The sequence below is a fragment of the Pseudomonas sp. KnCO4 genome (assembly GCF_045344305.1).
Classification (GTDB): Bacteria; Pseudomonadota; Gammaproteobacteria; order Pseudomonadales; family Pseudomonadaceae; genus Aquipseudomonas; species Aquipseudomonas anuradhapurensis.
The window spans coordinates 3,589,866-3,614,020 of record NZ_CP174199.1 but is presented as its reverse complement, the minus strand read 5'-3'; the positions used below and the strand labels follow the sequence as shown (position 1 = coordinate 3,614,020).

Annotated in this window: 17 protein-coding genes and 1 pseudogene; 9 read left to right on the top strand and 9 right to left on the bottom strand. The window is 64.6% G+C overall.

Annotation, left to right across the window (positions count from 1 at the left end):
• Window positions 1-20: 20 nt before the first annotated feature.
• Window positions 21-2,951, bottom strand: a complete 2,931-nt coding sequence (locus ACJA3S_RS16910; protein WP_406819363.1) for an aminotransferase — start codon at window positions 2,949-2,951, stop codon at window positions 21-23.
• 227 nt (window positions 2,952-3,178) lie between these two features.
• Here ACJA3S_RS16910 and ACJA3S_RS16905 point away from each other — a divergent pair, with 227 nt between their 5' ends.
• The 4 genes and pseudogenes from ACJA3S_RS16905 (at window position 3,179) to ACJA3S_RS16890 (ending at window position 8,380) form a co-directional block, all read left to right on the top strand.
• Complete coding sequence (locus ACJA3S_RS16905; protein WP_406819362.1) at window positions 3,179-4,960, top strand: EAL domain-containing protein; 1,782 nt, start codon at window positions 3,179-3,181, stop codon at window positions 4,958-4,960.
• A gap of 29 nt (window positions 4,961-4,989) precedes the next feature.
• Window positions 4,990-5,517 (top strand): annotated as a pseudogene (locus ACJA3S_RS16900) (PAS domain-containing protein); the annotation flags it as partial.
• A gap of 135 nt (window positions 5,518-5,652) precedes the next feature.
• Window positions 5,653-6,102 carry a methyl-accepting chemotaxis protein gene (locus tag ACJA3S_RS16895; RefSeq protein WP_406822267.1) on the top strand — a complete coding sequence of 150 codons (450 nt, stop codon included), beginning with the start codon at window positions 5,653-5,655 and terminating at the stop codon, window positions 6,100-6,102.
• 88 nt (window positions 6,103-6,190) lie between these two features.
• Complete coding sequence (locus ACJA3S_RS16890) at window positions 6,191-8,380, top strand: TonB-dependent receptor (protein ID WP_406819361.1); 2,190 nt, start codon at window positions 6,191-6,193, stop codon at window positions 8,378-8,380.
• 100 nt (window positions 8,381-8,480) lie between these two features.
• On the opposite strand, the gene ACJA3S_RS16885 is transcribed toward ACJA3S_RS16890, so the two are convergent.
• From ACJA3S_RS16885 to gloB, 7 genes are all read right to left on the bottom strand, one after another.
• Entirely contained in the window at window positions 8,481-10,088 is a 1,608-nt protein-coding gene (locus ACJA3S_RS16885) for an ABC transporter ATP-binding protein (RefSeq protein ID WP_406819360.1), read from the bottom strand.
• A 1-nt stretch (window position 10,089) separates the two neighbouring features.
• Entirely contained in the window at window positions 10,090-11,109 is a 1,020-nt protein-coding gene (locus tag ACJA3S_RS16880) for an ABC transporter permease (RefSeq protein ID WP_170030782.1), read from the bottom strand.
• Window position 11,110: 1 nt separating this feature from the next.
• Window positions 11,111-12,184, bottom strand: coding sequence for a microcin C ABC transporter permease YejB (locus ACJA3S_RS16875; protein WP_225778509.1), 1,074 nt, complete (start codon window positions 12,182-12,184; stop codon window positions 11,111-11,113).
• Window position 12,185: 1 nt separating this feature from the next.
• Complete coding sequence (locus tag ACJA3S_RS16870; protein WP_406819359.1) at window positions 12,186-14,021, bottom strand: extracellular solute-binding protein; 1,836 nt, start codon at window positions 14,019-14,021, stop codon at window positions 12,186-12,188.
• Complete coding sequence (locus ACJA3S_RS16865) at window positions 14,018-15,847, bottom strand: extracellular solute-binding protein (RefSeq protein WP_406819358.1); 1,830 nt, start codon at window positions 15,845-15,847, stop codon at window positions 14,018-14,020. The genes ACJA3S_RS16870 and ACJA3S_RS16865 overlap by 4 nt, the downstream gene beginning before the upstream one ends.
• A 373-nt stretch (window positions 15,848-16,220) precedes the next feature.
• Window positions 16,221-17,651: a lytic transglycosylase domain-containing protein gene (locus tag ACJA3S_RS16860; RefSeq protein ID WP_186686768.1), complete on the bottom strand. Its 1,431-nt coding sequence runs from the start codon at window positions 17,649-17,651 to the stop codon at window positions 16,221-16,223.
• Between the two features lie 100 nt (window positions 17,652-17,751).
• Window positions 17,752-18,531 (bottom strand): hydroxyacylglutathione hydrolase, encoded by a 780-nt coding sequence (gene gloB, locus ACJA3S_RS16855; protein WP_406819357.1) that lies wholly within the window; start codon window positions 18,529-18,531, stop codon window positions 17,752-17,754.
• 85 nt (window positions 18,532-18,616) lie between these two features.
• Between gloB and ACJA3S_RS16850 the strand changes: the two genes are divergently transcribed.
• From ACJA3S_RS16850 to ACJA3S_RS16835, 4 genes are all read left to right on the top strand, one after another.
• Entirely contained in the window at window positions 18,617-19,390 is a 774-nt protein-coding gene (locus ACJA3S_RS16850; RefSeq protein WP_406819356.1) for a class I SAM-dependent methyltransferase, read from the top strand.
• A gap of 13 nt (window positions 19,391-19,403) precedes the next feature.
• Window positions 19,404-19,850 (top strand): ribonuclease HI, encoded by a 447-nt coding sequence (gene rnhA / locus ACJA3S_RS16845; RefSeq protein ID WP_289133353.1) that lies wholly within the window; start codon window positions 19,404-19,406, stop codon window positions 19,848-19,850.
• A gap of 51 nt (window positions 19,851-19,901) precedes the next feature.
• Window positions 19,902-20,660 (top strand): DNA polymerase III subunit epsilon, encoded by a 759-nt coding sequence (gene dnaQ, locus ACJA3S_RS16840; RefSeq protein WP_406819355.1) that lies wholly within the window; start codon window positions 19,902-19,904, stop codon window positions 20,658-20,660.
• Window positions 20,661-20,846: 186 nt separating this feature from the next.
• Window positions 20,847-23,096, top strand: coding sequence for an Orn/Lys/Arg decarboxylase N-terminal domain-containing protein (locus ACJA3S_RS16835; protein WP_406822266.1), 2,250 nt, complete (start codon window positions 20,847-20,849; stop codon window positions 23,094-23,096).
• On the opposite strand, the gene ACJA3S_RS16830 is transcribed toward ACJA3S_RS16835, so the two are convergent.
• Entirely contained in the window at window positions 23,080-23,298 is a 219-nt protein-coding gene (locus ACJA3S_RS16830) for a hypothetical protein (protein ID WP_186674756.1), read from the bottom strand. The genes ACJA3S_RS16835 and ACJA3S_RS16830 overlap by 17 nt on opposite strands.
• 157 nt (window positions 23,299-23,455) lie before the next feature.
• Between ACJA3S_RS16830 and ACJA3S_RS16825 the strand changes: the two genes are divergently transcribed.
• Window positions 23,456-24,016, top strand: coding sequence for an NADPH-dependent FMN reductase (locus ACJA3S_RS16825; RefSeq protein WP_406819354.1), 561 nt, complete (start codon window positions 23,456-23,458; stop codon window positions 24,014-24,016).
• The last annotated feature ends 139 nt before the right edge of the window (window positions 24,017-24,155 follow it).

Genomic DNA, 24,155 nt, shown 5'->3' with positions numbered 1-24,155 from the left:
CGGCCCGCTTGACAGCCCCCTTACAGGCCTTCGCCCAGCACCCGGTCGATGCTGTCGACAAAGTAGTCGACGCTTGCCCGGGTAGTGCACATCGGTGGCTTGATCTTGAGGATGTTCAGGTAATCGCCGGTCGGCTGCATGAAAATGCCCAGGTCACGCAGGCGGTCGCACAGCGCCATGGTTTCCTCGGTGGCCGGCTCCAGCGTTTCGCGGTCGCGCACCAGTTCCAGCCCCAGGTAGAAGCCCGAGCCATGCGCGGCGCCGGCCAGCGGGTGCTTGTCCACCAGCGCTTGCAGACGTGCCTTGAAGTAGCGCCCGGTGTCGCGGGCGTTGTCCCACAGGCCTTCTTCCTGCATCACGTCCAGCACCGCCATGCCGATGCGGCAGCTGACCGGGCTGCCGCCGGCCGAGGAGAAGAAGTAGCCCTCGGCTTCCAGGGCCTCGGCAATTTCGCGGCGGGTGATGACCACGCCAAGCGGCTGGCCGTTGCCCATGCCCTTGGCCATGGTGATGATATCGGGCACCACGCCCTGTTCCTCGAAGCCCCAGAAGTACTCGCCCAGGCGGCCATAACCGACCTGTACTTCGTCGGCAATGCATACCCCGCCGCGGGCGCGGACTTTGGCATAGGCCTCGCGCAGGTAACCGGCCGGCAACGCGATGCCCCCGGCGTTGCCATATACCGGCTCGCAGATGATGCCTGCCAGTTGGCGGCCACGGGCGTCGAGGTCGGCCAGCTTGGCGTCGACATCGCGCAGGTACTGCGCGGCACTGTCGGCACCGCGGAAGCGGCCGCGGAAGGTGTTCGGCGCTTCCACCGGGTGCACCCAGTCCGGGCGGGTTTCCAGAGCCTGCGGGTTGTCGGCGATCGAAGTGGAGATGGCATCGGTGGCCACCGACCAGCCATGGTAGGCCTCCAGCACGCTGAGGATGTCGCGCCCGCCGCTGTAGGCCCAGGCCAGGCGAATGGCCAGGTCGTTGGCTTCGGTGCCGCTGTTGACCATGAACACCCGGTCGAAGCCTGCGGGTGCCAGCGCCAGCAGGCGTTCGGAGAACTCGCTGATGGCCGCATAGTGGAAGCGCGAGTTGGTGTTCAGCAGCGACCACTGCCGCGCCGATTCGGCGACCATGCGCGGGTGGCCGTGGCCCAGCACGGCGACGTTGTTGAGCATGTCCAGGTAGGAGCGGCCTTGCATGTCGATCAGGTAGTTGCGCCAGCCGCGCTCGATGTGCGGCGGTTGCGCGTAGTAGTGCTTCTGCGAGCGGGCGAAGCTGGCGTCGCGGCGGGCCAGCAGGGCCTGCGGGTCCGGCAGCGGTTCGGCATCGCAGTCGAAGCCCAGCAGCGCCGCTGGCGACGGGCACAGGGCCAGCCAGGCCGGGGCATGCGACGGGGTGGCGAAGAACGGCGGCTGGATGCTGCTGTCCAGGCACAGCTGCACGCTGAGGAAGCCACAGCTGCTACCCAGCGACTGGCCTTTGTCCACGACCTGGCCATCGGCGGGGGCGCCTTCCAGGCCTTGCAGCCACAAGCTCCAATGCGTGCTGCGCAGGCAGCCACGGCTGTCACCATGGCGCTGCCAGGTGCCGGCTTCCGGTGCCTGCACCAGGCTGCCATTGGGCACATGCAATTCGACGCCGAGGGCGCAGGTGGCGGGCTGTTCGGGGCGATCGACATGGGTTTGCGACAGGCGATACTGGCCGTGCAGGCTGCAGGCCGGGGCTGGCTGCGCGCTCAGCAGGTGCTGGTCGAAGCCCGGTTGCTCCCAGTTGCCCGCCTGGTAATGCACGCTGAGCACGCCGAGGTCTACGCGCGTGACGGGCTGTTCATTCAGCTCCGGAAGCAGGGGCGCGCAGGCGCTCAGGTCCGGCGTGGCAGGTTGCAGCCCCGCTGCTTGCAGGATGGCCATTTCCATCAGCGCGAAAGGCACGGCGGTGGCGGTGTCGAAGATCTCCCATTCATGGGCGATGTTGGCGCGGATGTACTGATTGTCCGGGTCGACATTGAGTTGCTGTTCGCTGCTCAGTACCAGCACGGCGGCGCGGTTGACCACCAGTGGCCACAGGGCGCGTAGCTCGGCTTCACCCAGTGGGTTGAGCGCGTGATAGGCGCGCACGGCCGGCAGGATGCGCAGCGGGTCGCCCTCGGCGTGGTGCAGCAGCGCGGCGCAGGTTACCGACAGGTCGGCGATACGCCAGGTGCGCAGCAGGTCGCCGAAATCGATCACGCCCTGCAGCTGCCATTGGCGCGCGGCGTCGCGGGCCCAGACCGAGTTGTCGTCGGTGATGTCCAGGTGCACGGCCTGGGTCGGCAGTTGCGCGGCGAGCGGGGCCAGATGCGCGGCTGCCACGCTGGTGGCCTGTTCGACACGCGCGCGTCGTGCCGGGTCGGACAGTACCGGCAACAGGTGGTGGATCAGCGCCTGGGCGTGTTGCGGGTCCCATTGCAGGGTGCGCGACAGGCCTGGGTGGTCGAAGCCGGCGAGGGCTTTGTCCAGCCTGGCGCAGAGGCCGCCCAGCTCGGCCATCAGGTACGCTGGCATGTGCCCGAGGCGGGTCAGCGGCTGGCCTTCGATGTAGTCGAGCAGGCGAATGCGCAGCGCCTGGCCGTTCACGTCCACTTCCAGCAACGCCTGGCCATCATTGGCCGCGCGCACGGCCGGCACCGGCAGGCCCTGTTCGCGCAGGTAAGCCAGTGCTGCATGCTGGGCTTCAAGCTCGCCCCGCGCATAGCTGCCGTGGCACGCCTTGAGCACGTAACTGCCCTGGGCTGTGTCGACCCGCAGGTTCAGGTCCTGCTGGCTGCCCATGGCCGACAGTTCGCCGGCAATCCCGTAATGGGCCAGCAACAGATCGCTGGCCTGGCATGGGTCGAGCGCCGGGTTTGGCAGGCTGGAACGCTGGGCCAGGGTGTCAATGACGGAGGAAGCGGGCGTTACTGGCTGGGTGGGCATGGCTCTACCGTGTTCGCTGAAAGAGGGCGGTAGAAAATTTATGCGGGTTTTGATTGATGATGAAAGACGATAATCGTCAATTTTTCTGATGATTGCACAATGACCCCAATGGCCGGCGGTCGTTAAATCTATACAAAACCTGTACAAACATTTTGTCGTGTACAAATATTGGTGTAGCGTAGTGCTATTACTTTCTTGGCTCCCCCCTGCGGGACAGGTGAAACGACATGAAGGTTGCGCCCGTTCCGAGCAACGAGCACGAGCGCCTGGCCACAGTTGCCGAATGGTGCGTGCAGCATCAGGAGCAAAGCAGTGAGTTGCATGCGCTGGTAGAGCTGGCCCGGCATTACTTTTCCGCACCCATCTGCCTGGTTTCGATTGTTGGTGAATGTCAGCAATGGTTCACCGCCCGTGCTGGCCTGGAGACACCGGGCACGGCCAGGGACGTATCGTTCTGTGCCCACACCATCTTGCAGGTGCAGCCGCTGGAGATCCTCGACGCTGCTGCCGACCCGCGCTTCGCGGACAACCCGCTGGTGACCGGTGAACCGGGCATTCGCTACTACTGCGGTGCGCCGCTACGGGTCGAGCAGCGGGTGGCGATTGGCAGTTTCTGCATCATTGACACCACCCCGCGCGCAGCGCTGGACGACGCTCAGCGCGGGATGCTGCTGGCCTTCGCCGACATGGCCATGCAGATCATCGCCGGCATGCGCCGCAACAACTTTCACGACCAGGCCACAGGGCTGTTCAACCGCCTGAAGCTCGAATGTGACGTCGGCGCGGGGCTGGATCGCGGCCAGTCGATGACACTGCTGGCCGTCGACATCATGTCGGCAGAGGCGCTGAGCGAGCTGATTCGCGGGCTGGGGTACAACTTTGCCCATGACTTGACCTTGCAAGCCAAGTCGCGCATCGCCAGCCAGCTGGAAAGCGGCTTGTCGTTGTACAAGATCAGCCCCACCCGGTTCGCCGTGCTGCTCGAGGATGCCGCTGCCGTCCTGCCGCTTTGCCAGCGCATCCTCCAGGCGCTCCAGGCGCCAGCCCAGTGTCACCAGATACCCGTGCTGCTCGACGCAGGCATCGGCATCGCGCCCATCACCCCGCTGGAGGATGAGCGCAACAGCCTGGAGTGGCTGCGCCGCGCCGTGGCCGCTGCCGATACGGCACGGCGCAGTTCGGGGCGGCATGCCTGGTACCAGACCGAGGTGGACGCGGCCCAACGTCGTGCGTTCATGTTGCTCACATCGCTGGCGCAGGCGTTGCACAGCGAGGATGAACTGAGCCTGCACCTGCAGCCGCGGGTCGAGCTGCCCAGCGGCGAGTGTCGCTCTGCCGAGGCCTTGTTGCGCTGGCGCCACCCACTGCTGGGGGACGTTTCGCCCGGCGAGTTCATCCCGCTGGCAGAACAAACCGCGCTGATGGCCAACCTCAGCCTCTGGGTAATGCGTGCCGTGCTGCGCATTCTGCAGTGCACCCGCGGCCTGGATTTCAGCGTCAGCTTCAACGTCACCGCGCGGGACCTGGAAAGCGCGACGTTCATGGACACCTTGCTGGCCGAACTGCAGCGCCAGGCGGTCGCGCCGGGCCGCGTACAGCTGGAATTCACCGAGAGTGTGCTGATGGAGCAGCCCGAAGAGGTGTACCAGCAATTGCAACGCGCCGGCCAGGCCGGCATTGCTGTCGCCATCGACGATTTCGGCACTGGCTACAGCAACTGGGCCTACCTCACTCGCCTTCCGGCCTCGCTGGTCAAACTGGACAGAAGCCTTGTGCAGCGGTCCACGCGTGGTGGCAAGGAGGCCTTGCTGGTGCAGTCGGTCGTCGGCTTGGCCAGCAGCCTGGGTTATCAGGTGGCTGCCGAGGGTATCGAGACGGCCGAGCAGCTTGCCCAGGCCAAGGATTGGGGCTGTGCCGAGGCGCAGGGCTACCACATCGCCCGGCCAATGCCGGTCGAGGTGTTCCGGCAGTGGTACTGCCGCACCCGGTTGGCAGGCCCGTTGGCCTGATCACATCTTGTCATTACGCAGGTACTTCCATGTTCAATCGGCACCTCAAAGCCGCGCTCGCCGAGCGCGATGCGCAAATACTGAGCCTTCGCCAGCGCCTGGCCCAGATCGAACAGGGACCTTTCATGAGGCTGGATGCCCACGGCCGCGTGCTGGAACTCAACCCGGCGTGCGCTGCCGCCCTGGGCGCAGAGCCCGACAGTGCCGTTGGCCAGCCGCTGGCGCAGTGGCTGCCGAGCCCGGCCCAGCAAGGCCAGGCACTGCTTGACGCGTTGCTGCGTTCGACGGCGGTGATCCAGTTCGGGCTCGATGGCACTGTGCTGGATGCCAACCCGATGTTTCTCGAGGCCATGGGCTATCGGCTCGAGCAGGTGGTGGGCAGGCATCACCGGATGTTCTGCAGCACCGCGCAGGCCAGCAGCCCTGACTACGCCGTGTTCTGGCAGACGCTCAATACCGGGCGTTATGTGGCGGGTCGCTTCTGCCGCCTGGACCGGCAAGGCCGTGAGGTCTGGCTGGAAGCCAGCTACAACCCGGTCAGCGACGCCCGGGGGCGCCTGGTGAAGGTGGTCAAGTTCGCCTCGGTGGTAACTGACCAGGTGCGACGGGAGGCGGAGGTCAAGCGTGCCGCGCAGGTGGCGCTGGACGTTTCCCGCAGCACCGACGCCGGTGCCAGCGAAGGCGTGGCGGTGATGCACGCCATGGAGCAGACCATGCAGGACGTGGCTCGCCAGATGCAGGCTGCGGGGGTCACCATCAGTGCGCTGGGCGAGCAATCGACCAGCATCAGCGCCATTGTGCAGACCATTGGCGGGATTGCCGCGCAGACCAACCTGCTGGCGCTCAACGCGGCCATCGAGGCGGCACGTGCCGGTGAGCAGGGCCGAGGCTTTGCCGTGGTGGCCGATGAGGTCCGCAAGCTGGCGGCGCGCACCAGCACGGCCACCGCCGAGATCGATGCCGTGGTCGCACGTAACCAGGTCCTGGCCAGCCAGGCAGTCAGCGAGGTCGAGCGCAGCCGGATGGAGGCGGCCAGCGCATTGCAGTTGGCGCTCCAGGCCGCTACTGCCATCAGCGCCATCCAGGCCGGGGCGCGCAAGGTGGTGGATGCGGTGGAGCGGGTAAGCGAAGACCTGGGCTAGACAGAGCGGCAGGGCGGTCGCATTTGCCATATGTGTTTGCGAAGCATTAGCATTAGCAAGCTCATTAATCTTGCTCCGGATATCCGTCATGCCTGCGCCGCCACTGTCACGCCCAGCTTTGCTGGCGTTCTGCTGTTTCGTCCCGCTGCTGGTCCACGCTGGCGAACCGATCCAGCTGGAGGCGACCGACATCAATGCCGATGCCCTCAAGGCGCAGCCAGGCGCAATACCCGAGGCGTTCGCCGGTGGCCAGGTTGCCCGTGGCGGGCAGATGGGGGTGCTGGGCGACCAGGACTACATGGATGTGCCCTTCACCATGACCAGCTACACCGCCAAGGTCATCGAGGACCAGCAGGCCGAAGACATCGGCGACGTGCTGGCCAACGACCCTTCGGTGCGCGAGTCGTACGGCTTTGGCAACCAGTCCAAGGTGTTCGTGATCAGGGGGTTGCCGCTGGCCGGCGATGACATTTCCTTCAACGGCCTGTACGGCATCCTGCCGCGCCAGGTGATGTCCACCGATGGCGTGGAACGGGTCGAAGTGTTCAAGGGGCCGAACGCTTTCCTCAATGGTGTCAGCCCCACCGGCACCGGCCTGGGCGGCAACGTCAACCTGCGGCCCAAGCGCGCCGAAGACCTGCCGACACGCCGCTACACCCAGGACATCAGCGCCGATGGCCGCATTGGCGAGCACCTGGATATCGGCCAGCGCTTTGGTGAAGACAACCGCTTTGGTGCGCGGCTGAACCTCAGCCAGCGTGAAGGCGAAACGGCGGTCGACGACCAGGACCAGCGCAGCAAGTTGTTTACCGCAGGCCTGGACTACCGCGGTGACGCCTTCCGCCTGTCGACCGACATCGGTTACCAGAAGCAGCGTATCAACCACCTGCGCAATTCGGTGCGCCTGGGTGGCACCACCACCCGCCTGCCGACCGCGCCGGATGCCAGCCACAACTATGGCCAGGCCTGGAGCTACAGCGAGTCGGAAGACACCTTTGGCATGGCGCGCGGCGAATGGGACCTGAACGACAGCTGGACAGCCTACCTGGCCGGCGGTGCACGGCATACCCGCGAACACGGCACCTATGGTACCCCGGTGCTGGTCGGCAACAGCGGCGCGGCGACGATTTCCCCTTCCGACATTGTCCATGGTGAAGACAACAGCAGCTTCAGTGCCGGCCTCAATGGCCGCTTGCAGACCGGAGCGATCAGCCACCAGATCGCCGTGGGTGCGAACACCCTGTGGACCCAGGCGGAAAACGCCTACACCTTCTATGCGCCGATCAGCAGCAACATCTACGACACCGTGCAGCAAGCCAAGCCTGCGAAGGTCACCCGCTGGGGCGGTGACATGGGCGACCCGGGGGTAACCGCCAAGACCCGCACCCGCAGCCTGGCGATTTCCGACACGGTTGGCCTGTTCGACGAGCGCCTGTTGCTGACCTACGGTGTGCGCCGCCAGCAGTTGCGTATGCAAAGCTATTCCTACGACGGCAGCGGTCCTGTCACGCCTGGCCGGCCAAGTACGGACGGCAGCCGCAGTGGCGACCCCTACGACAAGTCGATCACCACGCCGGTGTACGGCGTCGTGTTCAAAGCCAGTGACAGCGTCTCGCTGTACGCCAACCGTATCGAAGGCCTCGCCCAGGGGCCAACGGCGCCGGCCAACGTCGCCAACGCCAGCGAGAGGTTCCCGCCCGGGCGGACCAAGCAGCTTGAAGCCGGTATCAAGCTTGACCGGCAGACCTTTGGCGCGAACCTGGCCGTGTTCCGCATCGAGAAGCCGTCGGACGGCTACACCTTGAACAATGTGTTCATCCGCGACGGCGAACAGGTCAACAAAGGCCTGGAATTGAGCCTGTTCGGCGAGCCCGTCGAAGGCCTGCGCCTGATGGCCGGTGGTACCCGCATGAGCTCGGAGCAGAAGAACACCGCCAACGGCAGCAATGACGGCAACCACGCCATCGGTGTGCCGACCTTCCAGCTCAATGCCAGTGTCGACTGGGACGTACCGGGTGTGCCGGGGCTGGCGCTGAATGCGCGGATGCTACGTACCGGTGGGCAGTTCGTCGATGCGGCGAACAACGTCAGCCTGCCGACCTGGAACCGCTTCGACATCGGTGGTCGCTACACGCTGAGAGTGGCGGAGAAAGACCTGACCTTGCGGGTCAACGTGGAAAACCTGACCGACAAGAACTACTGGGCTTCGGCCAATGGCGGCTACCTGACCCAGGGCGATCCGCGGCTGGTGAAGTTCTCGGGCACTATCGATTTCTGAGTAGCCGACCGGGGCGCTCGCTCCACAGAAGTTCGTGGCGTGCCAGTGCCGGCCCCTTCGCCGGTCTAGCCGCAAAGGGGGCCGCCGTGGCGGTGGCTGGCTACGACGCCTCTACTTCCAGAAACGCCGCCTCCAGCAACTGCCGGGTATACGGATGCTGCGGCGCGTGGAAGATCGCCTGCGCGTCCCCTTGCTCCACCACCTGGCCATGCTTGATCACCATCAACTGATGGCTCAGCGCCTTGACCACCGCCAGGTCATGGCTGATGAACAGGTAGGTCAGGTTGTACTTCTGCTGCAGGTTGCGCAGCAGCTCCACCACCTGCCGCTGCACCGTACGGTCCAGCGCCGATGTCGGTTCATCCAGCAGGATCAGCGCCGGCTTCAACACCAGGGCCCGGGCAATGGCAATGCGCTGGCGCTGGCCACCGGAAAACTCATGCGGGTAGCGATGCCGGGTGCGCGGGTCCAGTCCGACTTCCTCCAGCGCCGCGATGATCGCCGCTTCCTGCTCCTGCGGCGTGCCGATCTTGTGGATGCGCAGCCCTTCACCAACGATATCCGCCACGCACATGCGCGGGCTCAGGCTGCCGAACGGGTCCTGGAACACCACCTGCATTTCCCGCCGTAATGGCCGTACTGCCTTCTGGTTGAGGCATTCGAGCTGCTGCCCGTGGAAGCGAATCCCGCCCTGGCTGGCAATCAGCCGCAGGATCGCCAGGCCCAGCGTCGACTTGCCCGAGCCGGACTCGCCGACAATCCCCAGCGTCTGCCCCTGCGGCAGGCTGAAGTTGACACCGTCCACGGCCTTCACATGGTCGACCGTACGCCGCAGCAAGCCTTTCTTGATCGGGAACCACACCCTGAGGTCATCCACCTCCAGCAAGGGCGCGCCCACCGGGTTGTGGGCCGGTAGCCCGCTGGGCTCGGCGTTGATCAGCATCTGCGTGTAGTGGTGCTGCGGGGCGCTGAACAAGCGGCTGCATTCGGCCTGCTCGACGATCTGCCCGCGTTGCATCACGCACACCCGATGGGCGATGCGCCGCACCAGGTTGAGGTCGTGGCTGATCAGCAGCAAGGCCATGCCCAGGCGCGCCTGCAGTTCCTTGAGCAGGTCGAGGATCTTCAACTGCACGGTTACATCCAGCGCCGTGGTCGGTTCGTCGGCAATCAGCAGGTCGGGTTCGTTGGCCAGCGCCATAGCGATCATCACCCGCTGGCGCTGCCCGCCCGATAGCTCGTGGGGCAAAGCCTTCAAGCGCTTGCGTGGCTCGGGGATGCCGACCATGTCCAGCAGCTCCAGCGTACGTGCCGTCGCTTCCTTGCCGCTCAGGCCCTTGTGCAGCAGCAGAATCTCGTTGATCTGCTTCTCGATGCAGTGCAACGGGTTCAGCGAGGTCATCGGCTCCTGGAAGATCATCGCAATGCGGTTGCCGCGGATGCGTTGCAGGCTCTTCTCGTTCTGCTGCAGGAGGTCCTTGCCCTCGAAGCGGATGCTGCCGCTGGGGTGCCGGGCGAGGGGGTAGGGCAGCAGGCGCAGGATCGAGTGCGCGGTCACCGACTTGCCCGAGCCGCTCTCGCCGACCAGGGCCAGCGTCTCACCCTTGCGGATGTCGAAGCTGATGCCATCCACCACGCGGTTGACCTGCTCCCCGGTGACGAACTCCACCGCCAGGTCGCGCACTTCGATCAGGTTCTGTTCACTCATGTCACTTCCTCGGGTCGAAGGCATCGCGGGCGGATTCGCCGATGAACACCAGCAGGCTCAGCATCAGCGCCAGCACGGCGAAGGCGCTGATGCCCAGCCATGGCGCCTGCAGGTTGGACTTGCCCTGGGCAACCAGCTCGCCCAGCGACGGCGCGCCTGGCGGCAGGCCGAAACCGAGGAAGTCCAGCGCGGTGAGGGTGCCGATGGCGCCGGTGAGGATGAACGGCATGAAGGTCATGGTCGAGATCATCGCGTTGGGCAGGATGTGCCGGTACATGATCGCGCCATTGCGCATGCCCAGGGCACGGGCAGCACGCACGTATTCCAGGTTGCGCCCGCGGAGGAACTCGGCGCGTACCACGTCCACCAGGCTCATCCACGAAAACAGCAGCATGATGCCCAGCAGCCACCAGAAGTTCGGCTGCACGAAACTGGCCAGGATGATCAGCAGGTACAGCACCGGCAGGCCGGACCAGACTTCCAAAAAGCGCTGCCCGGCCAAGTCGACCCAGCCACCATAGAAGCCCTGCAGGGCCCCGGCGATCACGCCGACGATGGAACTGAGCAGGGTCAGGGTCAGGGCGAACAGCACCGAAATACGGAAGCCGTAGATCACCCGTGCCAGCACGTCGCGGCCCTGGTCATCGGTGCCCAGCCAGTTGTCCGCCGACGGTGGTGCCGGGGCCGGCACGCGCAGGTCGTAATTGATGCTCTGGTAGCTGAACGGGATCGGTGCCCACAGCACGAAGCTGTCCTTCTTCGCCAATAGTTCGCGGATGTACGGGCTCTTGTAGTTGGCTTCCAGCGGGAATTCGCCGCCGAAGGTGGTTTCCGGATAGCGCTTGAACGCCGGGAAGTACCAGGCGCCGTCGTAGCGCACGGCAATCGGCTTGTCGTTGGCAATCAGCTCGGCGCCCAGGCTCAGGCCGAACAGGATCAGGAACAGCCACAGCGACCACCAGCCACGGCGGTTGGCCTTGAAGCGCTCGAAGCGCCGACGGTTGAGGGGGGACAAGGCCATGTCAGTGCTCCCGGCTGGCGAAGTCGATGCGTGGATCGACCAGGGTATAGGTCAGGTCGCCGATCAGTTTCACCACCAACCCCAGCAGGGTGAAGATGAACAGGGTGCCGAAGACCACCGGGTAGTCGCGGTTGATGGCCGCCTCGAAACTCATCAGGCCCAGGCCGTCGAGGCTGAAGATCACCTCGATCAACAACGAGCCGGTGAAGAAGATACCGATGAATGCCGAGGGGAACCCGGCGATCACCAGCAGCATGGCATTGCGGAACACGTGGCCGTACAGCACGCGCGGTCGGCTCAGGCCCTTGGCCTTGGCGGTGACCACGTACTGCTTGTTGATCTCGTCGAGGAAGCTGTTCTTGGTCAGCAAGGTCATGGTGGCGAAGTTGCCGATGACCAGCGCGGTGATCGGCAGGACCAGGTGCCAGAAGTAGTCCAGCACCTTGCCCGTGGTGCTCAGCTCGTCGAAGTTGTTGGAGGTGAGGCCGCGCAACGGGAACCAGTCGAAGTAGCTGCCGCCGGCGAACAGCACGATCAGCAGAATGGCAAACAGGAACGCCGGGATGGCATAGCCGACGATGATCGCCGAACTGGTCCACACGTCGAAGTGGCTACCGTGGCGCACTGCCTTGGCGATACCCAGCGGGATCGACACCAGGTACATGATCAGCGTGCTCCACAGCCCCAGCGATATCGACACCGGCATTTTCTCGATGATCAGGTCGATGACCTTGGCATCGCGGAAGAAGCTGTCGCCGAAGTCCAGCCGGGCGTAGTTCTTGATCATGATCCACAGGCGTTCGGGCGCCGACTTGTCGAAGCCGTACATGCGCTCGATCTCGGCGATCAACGCCGGGTCCAGGCCTTGGGCGCCGCGGTAGTTGGAACCGGCCACCGACACTTCGGCGCCGCCACCGGCAATCCGGCTGGTGGCGCCTTCGAAGCCTTCGAGCTTGGCGATCATCTGTTCGACCGGGCCGCCGGGGGCGGCCTGGACGATGATGAAGTTGATGATCAGGATGCCGAACAAGGTCGGGATGATCAGCAGCAGGCGGCGCAGGATATAGGCCAGCATCTCAGTTGGCCTCGTCCGCAGGGGTTGCGCCGACCGCTGGCGTCACGCCGGGCTTGATCCACCAGGTGTCGATGCCGATGTCGTACTTGGGCGATACCTTGGGGTGGCCGATGTGGTTCCAGTAGGCCACGCGCCAAGTCTTGATGTGCCAGTTGGGGATCACGTAGTAGCCCCACAGCAACACGCGATCGAGGGCGCGGCAGTGGTCGATCAGGCTCTGGCGCGAATCGGCGTTGATCAACTGGTCCACCAACTGGTCGATGGCCGGGTCGCGCAGGCCGATGAAGTTGCGGCTGCCGGGGTTGTCGGCGGCGGCGCTGGACCAGAACTCGCGCTGCTCGTTGCCCGGCGAGTTGGACTGCGGGTAGCCGCCGACGATCATGTCGTAGTCGCGTGAACGCAGGCGGGTGATGTACTGCGACACATCGACCCGGCGGATATTCAGCTCGATACCGAGGTCGGCGAGGTTGCGCTTGAACGGCAGCAGGATGCGCTCGAACTCGGTCTGTGCCAGCAGGAACTCGATGCTCACCGGCTTGCCCTGGGCGTCGACCATCTTGTCGTCGACGATTTTCCAGCCCGCTTCCTGCAGCAGTTTGTAGGCCTGGCGCTGCTGTTCGCGGATCATCCCGCTACCGTCGCTGACCGGGTTGTGGAAGGCTTCGCTGAACACTTGTTCAGGCACTTTGCCGCGCAGCGGTTCGAGGATTTTCAACTCGCTGGGGCTGGGCAGGCCGCGGGCAGCCATTTCCGAGTTTTCGAAGTAGCTGCCGGTGCGGGTGTAGGCGCCATTGAACAGCTGCTTGTTGGTCCACTCGTAATCCAGCAGCAGGCTCAGCGCCTGGCGCACGCGGATGTCCTGGAACACCGGGCGGCGGATGTTGAAGATGAAGCCCTGCATGCCGGTGGGGTTGCCGTTGGGCAGTTCTTCCTTGATCAGCCGACCCTCGCGCACGGCCGGTACGTTGTAGGCGGTGGCCCAGTTTTTTGCGCTGACTTCCAGCGCATAGTCGAACGCCCCTGCCTTCAATGCTTCGAGGGCGACTGTGGTGTCGCGGTAGGAATCGAAGGTCATCACATCGAAGTTGTAGAAGCCGCGGTTGATCGGCAGGTCCTTGGCCCAGTAATCCTTGACCCGCTCGTAGCGTATCGAGCGCCCGGCTTTCACTTCGGCAACCTTGTACGGGCCGCTGCCCAGCGGGATTTCCAGGTTGCCGCGGTTGAATTCGCGGTTTTCGTACCAGTGCTTGGGCAGTACCGGCAGCTGGCCGAGGATAAGCGGCAGCTCGCGGTTGTTCCGGTGCTTGAAGCGGAACAGCACCTTCAGCGGGTCTTCGGCGACCACTTCGGCAACGTCGGAGTAATACTGGCGGTACAGCGGCGCACCGTCCTTGATCAGGGCGTTGAAGGTGAAGACCACGTCGTCGGCGCGCATCGGGTGGCCGTCGTGGAAGCGTGCTTCCGGGCGCAGGTAGAAGCGCACCCAGCTGTTGTCCGGGGCCTTCTCGATCTTGCCGGCCACCAGGCCGTATTCGGTGAACGGCTCATCCTGGCTCTGGCGCATCAGGGTGTCGTAGATGATGCTGATGTTCTCGGCCGACACGCCCTTGTTGATGAACGGGTTGAGGCTGTCGAAGCCGCCGAAGCTGGACTGGCGGAAGGTGCCGCCCTTGGGCGCGTCGGGGTTGACGTAGTCGAAGTGCTTGAAGTCGGCCGGGTACTTGGCCGGCTCGTCGTACAGGGTGAGTGCGTGTTGCGGTGCGGCCAGGGCGGGAAGGCTCAGGCAGGCAAGCAACAGGCTGCCGGCCAGCCGGCGCAGGCGGTGCGTTGGCATCATTGGGCTTTCTCCGAAGTCTTGATCCACCAGCTGTTCAGCCCGAGGGTGTAGGGCGGCGTGGTGACGAAGGCAAACCGGTTGCGGTAGGCCAGGCGATGATTGTCGAGGTACCAGTTGGGGATCATGTAGTACTGCCATGAGAGCACGCGGTCCAGGGCGCGGGCGGCAGCCACCTGGTCATCGCGGGTGCGGGCGGCAAGCAAGGTGTCGAGCAGGTGGTCGACCACCGGGTCGCGGACCCCAGCATAGTTCTTGCTGCCCTTGGTCGTGGCCTGGCTGGAGTGGAAGTACAGCCACTGTTCAAGGCCTGGGCTCAGGGTCTGGTTCAGGGTCATCAGGATCATGTCGAAATCGAACTGGTCCAGGCGCTGTTTGTACTGGGCGCGGTCGACCGTGCGCAAATGTGCGTCGATGCCGATGCTGGCCAGGTTTTCCACATAAGGCTGCAGGATGCGTTCAAGGTTGGGGTTGACCAGCAGCAGCTCCATGCGCAGTTGCTGGCCCTTGCTGTCGACCAGGCGCTGGCCATCGAGTTTCCAGCCGGCCTCGGCGAGCAGGCCGAGGGCCTGGCGCAGGGTCTGGCGGCCGATGCCGCGGCCATCAGTCTGGCTGACCTTGTACGGTTCGCTGAACAGCCTGGCCGGCAACTGGTCGCGGAACGGTGCCAGCAGCAGCCATTCCTTGCCGGTGGGCAGGCCGCTGGCGGTGAAATCGCTGTTGGGGTAGTAACTGGTCGAGCGGCGGTAGGCGCCGCTGAACAGCGCGCGGTTGGTCCACTCGAAGTCGAGCATCAGCCCCAATGCCTGGCGCACCCGTGGGTCGCTGAAGGTCGCCCGCCGGCTGTTCATGAACAAGCCTTGGGTCTGGGTCGGGATGCGGTGCGGGATCTGCGCCTTGATCACCTCGCCACGGCGCACGGCGGGGAAGTTGTACCCGTTGGCCCAGTTCTTCGCCTGGTGCTCGATATAGATGTCGAACTCGCCGGCCTTGAACGCTTCGAAGGCCACCGTGGCATCGCGATAGAACTCATATTCGACGCGGTTGAAGTTGTACTTGCCACGGTTCACCGCCAGGTCCTTGCCCCAGTAGTTCTTCACCCGCTCGAACACCAGCCGGCGCCCGGGCTGGACCTCGGTGATGCGGTAGGGGCCGCTGCCCAGTGGCGGCTCGAAGGTGGTGGCCTTGAAGTCGCGCGTTTGCCAATAGTGCTTGGGCAGTACCGGCATCTCGCCCAGGCGCAGGATCAGCAGCGGGTTGCCGGCGCGCTTGAAGACGAAGCGGATGCGCAGCGGGCCAAGGATATCCACCCGCTGCACTTCCTGCAGGTTGGTGCGGTAGATCGGGTGGCCGTCCTTGAGCAGCGTGCGGTAGCTGAAGGCCACGTCTGCCGAGGTGATCGGCTTGCCGTCGTGCCAGCGCGCTTCCGGGCGCAGGTTGAACACCACCCAGCTGCGGTCCTCGCTGTACTCCACCGAACGCGCGATCAGGCCGTAGCTGGAGGTCGGCTCATCGCCGGACGGGTCGTACTGGCCGGTGCCGACCATCAGCGGCTCGTTCAGCTCGCTGATGCCGTATTGCTGGAAGTTGGGCGTGGTAATCGGGCTCGACCCCTTGAAGGTATAGGGGTTGAGGGTGTCGAAGGTACCGAAGGCCATGGCCCGCAAGGTGCCGCCCTTGGGCGCATGCGGGTTGACCCAGTCGAAATGGGTGAATGTGGCTGGGTACTTGAGCGTGCCGAACTGCGCGTATCCGTGGCTTTCGCTCACCATCGCGGCTGCGGGAAAGCTCAAGGCCAGGCTGAGTGACAGCAGGAGGGGACGTATCAAGTCGGCATCCGATCCAGAGGCGTTGGGCTTTGATCGGGGTACAGTAACAGCTTGGTGGGGTTGGAAAAAGAGAGGTTTTGAAGGTGGGGTGGGCGAGCGTGCCTGCTTCTGCCTAACGGCATGACGCGGTAGCTGTAGGAGCGGCCTTGTGTCGCGACAGGGCTGCGCAGCAGCCCCAGATTATTAAAGGTGATGTCGATATCGCTGGGGCTGCTGCGCAGCCCTGTCGCGACACAAGGCCGCTCTTACAGGGATAGCGCCAACTGTAGGAGTGGATTTATCCGCGAAGCAGGCGACGCGGAGGCTGGCACCGGCTGTGCCGGTGATCGCGGCTGAAGCCGCTCCTACAAGGACTGCGCCGTTTCCATCGAGGTCAATGCGAGAGGTAGACGGTCAGGGTCTGGCCTGGCTTCAGGGCGTGACCGCTACGCGGGTTCCAGCGCTTGAGGTGCTGCATTTCGACGTTGAAGCGCTTGGCCACCAGGTACAGCGAGTCGCCCTTGCGCACCTTGTACTGGGTGGAACGCTTGCCGGATGCTGCTACCCGGTTGGCAGCCGCGCTTGGCGCATTGCCCCCGCGCAGGGCCAGCACCTGGCCAGCGCGTACGCTGTTGCCAGAGAGCCGGTTCCAGCGCTTGATGTCCTTGACCGAAACGCGGTTGGCCTTGGCAATGCTGCCCAGGTTGTCGCCGCGCTTGACCCGGTAGCTGCGCGCCGCCACCGGTGCCTGGGCCTCGGCCACGGCACGGGCGAACACGGCCTGGTTCGGCTGCAGGCTGACCAGTTGCTCGGGCTTGAGGTTGGACAGGCTGTCGCTCAGCAGCTGCGCTTTTGCCGTCGGCACCAGCAGTTGCTGCGGGCCGTCCACGGTCATGCGTTTCTTGTACGCCGGGTTGAGCTGGATCAGCTCGTCCTCGTCGATGTTGGCGAAGGCGGCCACACGCGACAGGTCGAGGCGGTCGTTGATGGCCACCGCCTCGAAGTAGGGTTCGTTGGCGATCGGGTTGAGGTTCACGCCATAGGCTTCCGGCGTCAGCACCACCTGCGACAAGGCCAGCAGCTTGGGCACGTAGTCGCGGGTTTCCTGGGGCAGCGGCAGGTTCCAGTAGTCGGTCGGCAGGCCGAGCCGTTCGTTGCGTTCGATGGCGCGGCTGACCGTGCCTTCGCCGGCGTTGTAGGCAGCCAGGGCCAGCAGCCAGTCACCGTTGAACATGTCGTGCAGGCGGCTGAGGTAGTCCAGCGCGGCGTTGGTCGAGGCGGTCACGTCGCGACGGCCATCGTAGAAGTTGGTCTGGCGCAGGTTGAAGTGACGACCGGTGGACGGGATGAACTGCCACATGCCCGCAGCGTGGGCGCGCGAGTAGGCCATCGGGTTGTAGGCGCTTTCGATGGCTGGCAGCAGGGCCAGTTCCAGCGGCATGTCGCGCTCTTCAAGGCGCTCGACAATGTAGTGCAGGTAGAGGCTGCCGCGCTCGCCGGCGGTTTCGATGAAGCTCGGGTTGCTGGCGAACCACAGGCGCTGCTGTTCGATGCGCGGGTTGACGTCGATGTTGTCCTGCAGGGCAAAACCCTGGCGCATGCGTTCCCACACGTCCTGTGGCGGCTGCTCGGCCGGCTTGACCTGCAACGGGGACGGCTTGTGCTTGATCCGTGCCTGGTAGTTGTGCGCGCGAACGCTATCGGATTCGTCGAGCTGACGGGTGCTCTGGCAGCCCACCAGGGTGGCGGCCAGGGCCAGCGCACTGATTTGGGCCAGGCGCGTCAGGGCGACGGAATGAGAGGTTCTGCGGCTACGTGAAGACATCGGCTGACACAGGTTTCCGGGCGAAAAATTTCGGCGATTCTAGAAACCGCTCCGGGCCGGGTCAACCGTTGAGCCTCGCTTGCGATATATCTTGGGGTTATCAGAAGGCGTCCTTCCAAGACCTCAAGGCAGCAAAAACAGCGACATGCGAGGGGTTTGAATGTCCCTTCCATTCGTCTGCTTTTTGTTTAACTAATGTTTCAGAGGTGCGCAGGAAGGGGTTGGTCAGGCGTTCCAGGCCGATCGTTGATGGCAAGCTGATGCGATTGTCGGCACGCAAGCGGGTAACGTCAGCGATCCGCTGTAGAACATGCGGGTTGCTGGGTTCCACCGCCTTGGCGAAGCGCAGGTTGCTCAAGGTGTATTCATGGGCGCAGTACACCTCGGTGTGCTCAGGCAGCGCCGCCAGACGGGCCAGGGCCGGCTGCATCTGCTCGGGGGTGCCTTCGAACATGCGTCCGCAACCGGCGGCGAACAGGGTGTCGCCACTGAACAGCACGGGGGTTGCCGGCTGGTCGCTGAAGAAGGCGATATGGCCGAGGGTGTGGCCGGGCACGGCCAGCACCTGGAAGGTCACGTCCAGCACGGTCAGCTGGTCGCCGTCGTCTAGCGCCAGGTCACGGCAGGGAATGCGTTCCCGGGCCGGGCCGCACACCCGCGCCCCGGTCAGTTGCTTGAGCCGTTCCACGCCGCCGACGTGGTCATGGTGATGGTGGGTGACGAGGATGTCGCTCAGCACCCAGCCCGGGTGCGCCGACAACCAGCCTTCCACTGGGCCGGCATCTCCCGGATCGACCACCGCGCAGCGGCGTTTGGCAGTATCCTGTAACAACCAGATGTAGTTGTCGGAGAAAGCGGGGAGAGCATCGATCTGTATCATGGTGCGGATCCGATTCGCCTAGCGTGGCACATGAGGGCATCTTAGCCGCGATGGCGCGGTGCGAGAACCTTCGAGGGAGAGCGCAATGACCGACCAAGCCTTTGCCCAGGCCGACCCGGACTGGGTCAAGCTGATCAGCCTGGCCCGTGAGTGGTTCAACGGCCCACTCGGCCAACTGATGCTCAAGGAAGAGGAAAAACTGCTGGAAGAAGAGCTCGGGCGCTTCTTCGGTGGTTATCTTGTGCATTACGGGCCGTGCGCCGAGCCGCCACCCAGCGCCCCGCAGGTGCAGCGCAACGTGCGCCTGGGGGCGCCGCTGCCAGGGGTGGAAATCGTCTGTGAAGAACAGGCCTGGCCGCTGAGCGAGCACGCCGCCGACGTGGTGGTGCTGCAGCATGGCCTGGATTTCAGCCTGTCGCCCCACGGCCTGCTGCGCGAGGCCGCCAGCGCGGTGCGCCCTGGCGGGCACTTGCTGATCGTCGGCATCAACCCATGGAGCAGCTGGGGCGTGCGCCATCTGTTCAGCCATGGCGCCTTGCGCAAGGCCCGCTGCATCTCGCCTTCACGGGTGGGTGACTGGCTCAACCTGCTGGGCTTCGCGCTGGAGAAACGCCGCTTCGGGTGCTATCGTCCGCCGCTTGCCGCCACGGCCTGGCAGCAGCGCCTGGCCGGCTGGGAACGCCTGGCCGGGGGCTGGCAGGGTTCCGGTGGCGGCGTCTACCTGCTGGTGGCGCGCAAGATGGTGGTAGGCCTGCGGCCGCTGCGCCCGGAGCGTCGCGAACCGATGGGCAAGCTGCTGCCGCTGCCGCTGGCCAAGGTCAACCGCACGGCGGTCAATCCGGACACTGAAAAGCACTGAACATGAGTGGTACATGAGCGAAAGCGTCGAGATGTTTACCGATGGTGCCTGCAAGGGCAACCCTGGCCCGGGCGGTTGGGGGGTCCTGATGATCTACAAGGGCGTCGAGAAGGAACTGTGGGGCGGCGAACGCGAAACCACCAACAACCGCATGGAACTGATGGCGGCGATCCAGGGGCTGATGGCGCTCAAGCGCGAATGCGAGGTGGTGCTGACCACCGACTCGCAGTACGTGATGAAAGGCATCAACGAATGGATGGTCAACTGGAAGAAGCGCGGCTGGAAGACCGCCAGCAAGGAACCGGTTAAGAACGCCGACCTGTGGCAGTTGCTGGATGAACAGGTCAACCGCCACAAGGTGACCTGGAAATGGGTGCGTGGGCATATCGGCCACCCCGGCAACGAACGCGCCGACCAGCTGGCCAACCGCGGGGTCGATGAGGTGCGCGCGCAGCGCTGAGCTGGGGTACAATCGTCGCCTTTGTAACTGATGCAAGTTGGAGCGCCCTGCGTGGAGCAGCAGCAAGATAAGCGGTTTGTCATTCTCGATACCGAAACCACGGGTATGCCGGTCAGCGAAGGCCACCGGATCATCGAGATCGGCTGTGTCGAGGTGATCGGTCGGCGCCTGACCGGGCGGCACTTCCACGTCTACCTGCAGCCGGACCGCGAGAGCGACGAGGGCGCCATCAACGTCCACGGCATCACCGATGCCTTCCTGGTCGGCAAGCCACGCTTTGCCGATGTCGCCGAGGAATTTTTCGAATTCATCCAGGGCGCCACGCTGGTCATCCACAACGCGGCGTTCGACGTTGGCTTCATCAACAACGAGTTCGCCCTGCTCGGCCAGCACGACCGCGCAGACATTTCCCAGCACTGCACCGTGCTGGACACCCTGCTGCTGGCGCGCGCGCGCCACCCGGGGCAGCGCAACAGCCTCGATGCCCTGTGCAAACGCTACGACATCGACAACTCGGGCCGTGAGCTGCACGGCGCACTGCTCGACTCGGAACTGCTGGCTGACGTCTACCTGGCAATGACCGGTGGCCAGACCAGCCTGTCGCTGGCGGGCCACGGCGCTGACGCCGAGGGTGACGGGCAGGCCGCGGGCGGCAGCGAGATCCGCCGGATTGTCGGGCGTGCGCCGGGGCGGGTGATCCTGGCCACTGCCGAGGAACTGGAAGCGCATGCCGAGCGCCTGGCGGCGATTGCCAAGTCGGCCGGTGGGCCCTCGATGTGGCAGGTTCTAACCGAGACGCCAGCCGGTTGATAGCCTGCTGGTGGGCGATGCGGTCGCTGTAGGAGCGGCCTTGTGTCGCGAAGGGGCGCAACGCGGCCCCACCAGTTTTTGCATTCAAACCGAAGCCCGGGGCCGCTTTGCGGCCCTTTCGCGACACAAGGCCGCTCCGACAGCTAACCTCATTGGGACGCCATGTCCTTCGGAGGTAGCCACCTGATGTACAAGGACCTCAAGTTCCCCATCCTCATCGTCCATCGTGCCATCAAGGCCGACAGCGTCGCCGGCGAGCGTGTGCGCGGTATCGCCGAGGAGCTGAGCCAGGACCGCTTCACCATCATCAAGGCGGCCGACCACGCCGAAGCGCGCCTGGTGGCCACCACCCACCACGGCCTGGCCTGCATGCTGATCGCCGCCGAAGGCGTCGCCGAGAATACCCACCTGCTGCAGAACATGGCCGAGCTGATCCGCCTGGCTCGCCTGCGGGCACCCAACCTGCCGATCTTCGCCCTCGGCGAGCAGGTCACCCTGGAAAATGCTCCCGCCGAAGCCATGAGCGAGCTCAACCAGCTGCGTGGCATCCTCTACCTGTTCGAAGACACCGTGCCGTTTCTTGCGCGCCAGGTCGCCCGTGCGGCGCACACTTACCTCGATGGCCTGCTGCCGCCGTTCTTCAAGGCCCTGGTGCAGCACACCGCGCAATCCAACTATTCCTGGCACACGCCGGGCCACGGTGGCGGTGTGGCCTACCGTAAAAGCCCGGTAGGCCAGGCCTTCCACCAGTTCTTCGGGGAAAACACCCTGCGCTCGGACCTGTCGGTTTCGGTGCCCGAACTGGGCTCGCTGCTCGACCACACCGGCCCCCTGGCCGCAGCCGAGGCGAGGGCGGCGCGCAACTTCGGCGCCGACCACACCTTCTTCGTGATCAATGGCACCTCCACCGCCAACAAGATCGTCTGGCACGCCATGGTTGGCCGTGACGACCTGGTGCTGGTGGATCGCAACTGCCACAAGTCGGTGGTGCATGCGATCATCATGACTGGCGCGATCCCGCTGTACCTGTGCCCCGAGCGTAACGAACTGGGGATCATCGGGCCGATCCCGCTCAGTGAGTTCAGCCCCGCGTCGATCCAGGCGAAGATACAGGCCAACCCGCTCGCGCGCGACCGCGGGCAGCGCATCAAGCTGGCGGTGGTGACCAACTCCACCTACGACGGCCTGTGCTATCACGCCGGGCTGATCAAGCAGACCTTGGGTGCCAGTGTCGAGGTGTTGCACTTCGACGAGGCCTGGTTCGCCTACGCGGCGTTCCACGGCTTCTTCACCGGGCGCTATGCCATGGGCACGGCCTGCGGCGCAGACAGCCCGCTGGTGTTCAGCACCCATTCCACCCACAAGCTGCTGGCCGCGTTCAGCCAGGCCTCGATGATTCACGTGCAGGACGGCGCCAGGCGCCAGCTGGACCGTGACCGCTTCAACGAAGCGTTCATGATGCATATTTCCACCTCGCCGCAGTACAGCATCCTTGCCTCGCTGGATGTCGCCTCGAGCATGATGGAGGGCCCGGCCGGGCATTCGCTGTTGCAGGAGATGTTCGACGAGGCCCTAAGCTTTCGCCGCGCCCTGGCCAATTTGCGCGAGCACATTGCCGCAGACGACTGGTGGTTCAGCATCTGGCAGCCGCCAGGCGCCGAAGGCATCCACCACCTGGCCGCGCAGGACTGGCTACTGCAGCCGGGCGCGGAGTGGCATGGGTTTGCCGAAGTGACCGATGACTATGTGCTGCTCGACCCGCTGAAAGTGACGCTGGTGATGCCTGGCCTGAGTGCGGGCGGTGCGTTGGGCGAACATGGCATCCCGGCGGCAGTGGTCAGCAAGTTTCTCTGGGAACGCGGGCTGGTGGTGGAGAAGACCGGCTTGTACAGCTTCCTGGTGCTGTTTTCCATGGGCATCACCAAAGGCAAGTGGAGCACCTTGCTTACCGAATTGCTGGAGTTCAAGCGCCACTATGATGGCAATACGCTGCTTGGCAGCTGCCTGCCCAGCGTGGTGGCGGCCGATGCGTCGCGCTACCAGGGCATGGGGTTGCGCGAGCTATGCGACCAGTTGCATGGCTGCTACCGCACCAATGCCACGGCCAAGCAACTGAAGCGGTTGTTCACCCGCTTGCCGGAGGTGGCCGTGAGCCCGGCCCGGGCCTATGACCTGATGGTGCGTGGCGAAGTGGAGGCGGTGCCGATCGAGGCGCTGTCGGGGCGGGTGGCGGCGGTGATGCTGGTGCCGTACCCGCCGGGCATTCCTTTGATCATGCCAGGGGAACGGTTCACTGAAGCGACCCGCTCGATACTCGACTACCTGGCCTTTGCCCGGGCGTTCAACCAGGGCTTCCCTGGCTTTGTCGCCGACGTGCACGGCCTGCAGAACGAAGGTGGCCGCTACACGGTGGACTGCATCAAGGAATGCGAATGATCTCGACGCCGCTGCGGGCCAGTTCGAAGCGGTTTTCACCCAGGTGGTTGACCTTGTCGCCGATGGCCAGGCGGTAGGTGGTGATGGGCGCGCCCAGCGTGCTGCCGTCCACTTGCAGGGTCGACTCCTGGAACTCGTGCACGGGGTAGATGCGGCCTTCGGCGTCACGGGCGTGGAATTGGCCGACCATTACTGCTGCCATTTGGGTGAAAACCTCTGAATTGCGTAGGGAATGTCTGAACGGATAGACCGTGGAACCGCGCTGGAAGTTTTCGTCCTGGGCAAAAAAAACCAAAGTGGCGAACAACGGTCATCTATAACTACAACGTCCTCTTTCCCAGCAAAGGTTGGAAATTGCCATGACCCAGGTGTATTCGGTAGCAGTCGTCGTCGGTAGCTTGCGCAAGGACTCCTACAACCGCAAGGTTGCCCGCGCACTCTCGGAGCTGGCGCCGTCCAGCCTGGCGCTGAAGATCGTCGAGATCGGTGACTTGCCGTTGTACAACGAGGATGTCGAGACCGATGCGCCGCCGCCATCGTGGAAGCGTTTTCGCGATGAGATCCGCCGCAGCGATGCGGTGCTGTTCGTCACCCCGGAATACAACCGTTCGGTGCCGGGGTGCCTGAAGAACGCCATCGATGTCGGTTCGCGGCCCTACGGGCAAAGTGCCTGGAGTGGCAAACCGACGGCGGTGGTCAGTGTGTCGCCGGGGGCCATTGGCGGCTTTGGCGCGAACCATGCCGTGCGCCAGTCGCTGGTTTTCCTGGACATGCCTTGCATGCAGATGCCCGAAGCCTACATTGGCGGGGCGGCGAGCCTGTTCGACGATGCCGGCAAGCTCAACGACAAGACTCGGCCGTTCCTGCAGGGTTTCATCGACAAGTTTGCTTCGTGGGTGAAGTTGAACAGGGCGGTTTGACCTGCCTTCAGCCATCAGCGCTGAGCGCATGATCGTTGTAGGAGCGGCCTTGCGTCGCGAACGGGCTGCGCAGCAGCCCCAGACTTTCAGCAGCGCAACGTGAATTGGCGGGGCTGCTGCGCAGCCCTTTCGCGACGCA